The organism is Nostoc sp. UHCC 0252 (genome assembly GCF_034931145.1).
Taxonomy (GTDB): Bacteria; Cyanobacteriota; Cyanobacteriia; order Cyanobacteriales; family Nostocaceae; genus Nostoc.
The window spans coordinates 1-4,276 of the sequence record NZ_JAYGHE010000157.1 but is presented as its reverse complement, the minus strand read 5'-3'; the positions used below and the strand labels follow the sequence as shown (position 1 = coordinate 4,276).

Genomic DNA, 4,276 nt, shown 5'->3' with positions numbered 1-4,276 from the left:
TTCGGCGCGGTGGCTGGCTAGATTTAACCTGGGACTGCATCAAATTCTCACTTCTTTAATGAAGGGTGATGAAGTTACTGCCGACGATTCCACCTTACTCAAGATGACGGAGATCGCTATACATTGTGCTGCTCACGTCAAAGCAATTCTTGGGTTTACTATTCCACATGATTGTAAACCTATTTGGTTGCTGGCGACTTTACTAGAGCAGCTGGGACTAAAGTTGACTTTCCGCAAGCAAGGTAAACGTGGTCAACAGGTGAAACTTTTCTCTTTATCTAAAGAGGAATTAGAATTTGCTCTCCAGGTGATTGCTCATCGCGTGGAAAAGCGTAATCAAAAAGAAAATCGAACCTATTACGCTGCTCAAACCCCTGCTGCATATAGTGTAAACCCCAATCAGCAGGCCGTATCCACACCCCCCCCTAATGCTATAGGGAACTCCCATTGCCAGGGGGAGGATACTACAGATGAGAGCAGGGGAGCGGAGGAGCAGAGGAGCAGAGGAGTTGAGGAGTTGAGAAACAAAGAAGAAATTTGTACAAGTTCTTTCCCCTCTGCCCCCCTGCCCCCCTGCCCCTCTGCTCTCTTCACCGATCGCGTTACGCTACTCCACTGCGTAGAAATACTTCGCTCTGGTATTAAGCAGGGGGTTGACGCGATTAAAGGCATTCTCAAGCGATGGGTTGAGGATTTGCGCTGGGAGACGGTGTTGGAACTTGAGGCGATCGCCGCGAGTGAATTGCGACTTGTCGAGGCTCAAATCCCGGAATTTTACGCCTTGCTAAGTGAAGAGGTGTTGCCTGTGGAAGGATAAAGTCGGCGATGTCGAAGGTGGGCAAAGCCTCGACTGAGCTACGTAAATAAATAGCAATTTGTGCCTTATTTTTATCAGTGGCTATCGCTTGAGGTGTTGCCGATGGAATTGTAAATGGTTTTTTGGGAAAATCCTTATAGCCTTTATTGGCTATTAGTCCTGTCTAGATCAACTAAGATGTATTTCCTGATCTATCACTCCGTTGATAACTTCGTGTTATCCGCATTTCGCATGTCTTGATTGTTGCTGCTCATTGATGGCGGTGATAGCATCGACAACGCCGCGATCGCACCCCGGACTTGGGATGGTTCCACCTCCAAATAATTTTGCAGTTGCTCTAAGCTGCGATGTCCACTGATTTCTTGGATGACTCTCAGAGGAATTTGGGCATTGCTCATGAAAGTGAGTGCGGTTCTCCGGCAACTGTGTGTGCTTGCTCCTTCGATGTCCGCACGTTCGCAAGCTTGTCGGAAGATTAGGCTTGCATATTCTGAGTGCAAGTGACCGCGCCCCCATCGACCAGGAAACAAAAAACCGTCACGGGAGTTTGTCGGTTTGTAAGTAGCTAAGAAGTTCCTTAGTTCTGACAAAATCGGAATGCTGCGGGTAGCTAACTTTCCCTTTGTATTCCCTTTACGGATGATCATCTCTGCTCTGATCCGTCCCTTGCTGTTATAAACATCTTTAATTTTTAGGGTAACTGCTTCATTGACGCGGCAACCCGTGTACAGCATCACGCCTATTAGGGTTCTGTCTCGCTCTGTGGTTAACCCCAAAGTAAACAGACGCTGGATTTCTTCTGCCGACAAAACCTTTGCCTTCCCGTGACGGTCAATTTTCACAGCCCCAAACCCCCGATAGTTAATCATTATCGCCGATGCTCCCGTCCCAGGATTTATTTCGGTGAAAAAAGTGTGGAACTGTACTGCAATGTGTACTAGTTTCTCTACCGTTTCCCTTTCCCTGTTCACGGACAAAGTGAAAATTGTGGCAGTTTGTCAGCAACAGAATACCCCCGTCACCTGTAGTCAGAACGGTGTGGTGTACTAATGCTGTACTATTCCCCTGCCATTTAAGCGCACAGGAGAAAAAGCCGATTGCCATTTGGGACTGCCATCGCTCGTGCTGCACAAGCAATAATCACCTTTACATGATGCGGTCTAGTGATTATCAAGACAAGTGATGCGCTGACTCAATCACTTTTCGTTTCAGTTTACCTAGACACTACCTTTCTTCGATGCAGGCTGGGATCTTTTTTTTGTGGTTCCCCCTAAAAATACACCTCTAAAAGAAAAACCTAAAATAGGTGAAAAAAATAAACTAATAATGACTTTATAGTTAATAAGTGATGTATGAGGTCAAAGAGTATACTCTAGCATTTGAGTATACAAATATTACAGGTGTAGGTTTGGGTTAAAGAAAATGGGCAAAGGTGCTTATTTTAAGAAACTTGTACAAAATTCTTCCCTGCTTCTGTTGCTTTCATGCCAAATCAAGCTTATCGGAATAGCCCGTTTTTTAATCGCTATCACGCCATAAAACTATAGAGTCATTTTTAGTTTATTTTTTGAGAGTGGCTTGATTCCTCTATAAAAAATTCTTCAAAAAACGGACGGGTAAAACTTGCTCCCCAAAAACTCAAACTGTTCTGCAATTGATTCCGAACTTGTCCTGAATCAATTTTCAGGGTGAACGCCAAGATGCTCCCTGATGGACGAAGGGGCTTTAGCTGATTGCGAGTTAGTTTATGAGGTCGTAAATTATACAGTTAAAAATACAACTTTAACATCGAACGAAATCCCCGTGCTGTATCATGATACTTATCTAGGTAAACAAATAAGCTTATGTTAGGTTCATTTAGCCTATTTACCTAGATGAGTATAATGCAGGAAATTTTACTGCATAGCGATGCTTACAGTAATTATAATTGCGTAAAACCAGGTATTTTATATTACAAAAACATTTATATACAGGGCATAAGGGAAGGCACAGACATTGTTTGGCATGGTGGTCTGCAAATTCCCGCTCCTTTTAACACCCTCGATCTTGGCTCATATAAAGGATTAGTTTTTCAGAATCATAATTAAGTTTTTGCCGACCAATGGTCGGCAAATTGCGATGCCGATCAACCAATTAGTTGGTTGTGCTGGAGATGGAGGAAGTCGGCGCGACAGAACTGCGATCCAAGGAAGCGACTATGCCTGATTTTTACGATTGCGTCTTCTTCCATTCTTCAAGAGTCAAGCAAGTTTTCCCAGTGGGTATTAATCCTGTGGTTGCTGACACACCGAAATTTTTCAGCGCATAATTTTCTGTTTCTGCGTCCTTGAAGGCAAGTTCTACTACTGTTTGCTTTTCCTGCTTTGACAGAGGTTCAATCTTCACGTTTGCTGCGGTAGGAACAGGATTCGTTTTATCTCTGGTGAAATTTTTTACATTATAAAATTGCTCTTGTTCTGGCTTCCCTGAGTTCAAGCATCCTTTAGACTTGACAAACAATCCTGTAGCCCAATAGCTATTAACAAAGTGTTGCTTATTAACAAACTGCACCCCATTAGCTGCCCAGACGTAAACGGGATCAACATATCCTTTAGTTTTGGGAATTTTAGTTTCGCTACATCTTACTCCATCCCGCTTCCTACTTCTATAATCTCCGCATACCTTCCAAGTTATTCTATATAAGTTAGGTGTCTCTTCTACATATTGCCTTATTTGCTCCTGTACTTCCTTATCTTTTTGGCTTTGCTCATCATCACTTGCCGCCGCATAAGCCTGTTTTAAGTCATTCTCTGCCTGAGCAACTTTGTCTGTTTCAGACTGGCAAGCTCCTAAGCATAGTCCTACACCTATTGAAACAAGTGCTGTAAATATTTTTCTTTTATTCATAAATACTCCAACAAATGATTATGAAAAATAATTTCCAATTTCCTTGCTTGACCAAATATCTACTTCTAATAAATGGTGAAGTACAAGCTGCAAGTATTATACATATTTGTTCTATACATGCAATCAAGTTTTAACAGTTTTTAGTTATGATGCAAAACATGGTGAGGTATCGAAAGGAAAGTTCAATTTATTGAAAGCAGGGATACTTAAAACTAATTTCGATATGTAAAATCATAAAACTAGCCAATAGTCAATCCCCCCTATTTGACACTTACTGAAGAGTTTGCACAAATATTTATACTAATTAATGATTAAGGATGTGAGTATATCAAGCACAAAGACTGATAATACTAGAAAGAGAGTTTTATCTACGTAGATTATTGCTGTTAGAAATGTTTATACAGTACTACAGTTCTGTTTTTTTCAGTACCAGAGTTTGTGGATTTTGGGGTTGACTTATTCAAGAATGTGGCTATCCCTCAAGACATCGTTCAGGAGAACGAAAGCAGATGCGTACTTCTTACGGATACCCAGATTTTGCTGCTTCAGCAACAGGAACACTTTTACCTGACT

2 protein-coding genes and 1 pseudogene are annotated in these 4,276 nt (G+C 41.9%); 1 reads left to right on the top strand and 2 read right to left on the bottom strand.

The features are described from left to right. Positions 1 to 817, top strand: a pseudogene (locus VB732_RS35465) (bifunctional DNA primase/helicase); the annotation flags it as partial. 194 nt (positions 818 to 1,011) lie between these two features. Here the strand turns inward: VB732_RS35465 and VB732_RS35460 are convergent. Both VB732_RS35460 and VB732_RS35455 read right to left on the bottom strand, forming a co-directional pair. Then, positions 1,012 to 1,788 carry a site-specific integrase gene (locus tag VB732_RS35460; protein WP_323235479.1) on the bottom strand — a complete coding sequence of 259 codons (777 nt, stop codon included), beginning with the start codon at positions 1,786 to 1,788 and terminating at the stop codon, positions 1,012 to 1,014. Positions 1,789 to 3,025: 1,237 nt separating this feature from the next. After that, positions 3,026 to 3,703, bottom strand: a complete 678-nt coding sequence (locus tag VB732_RS35455; RefSeq protein ID WP_323235478.1) for a hypothetical protein — start codon at positions 3,701 to 3,703, stop codon at positions 3,026 to 3,028. Positions 3,704 to 4,276 lie beyond the last annotated feature (573 nt).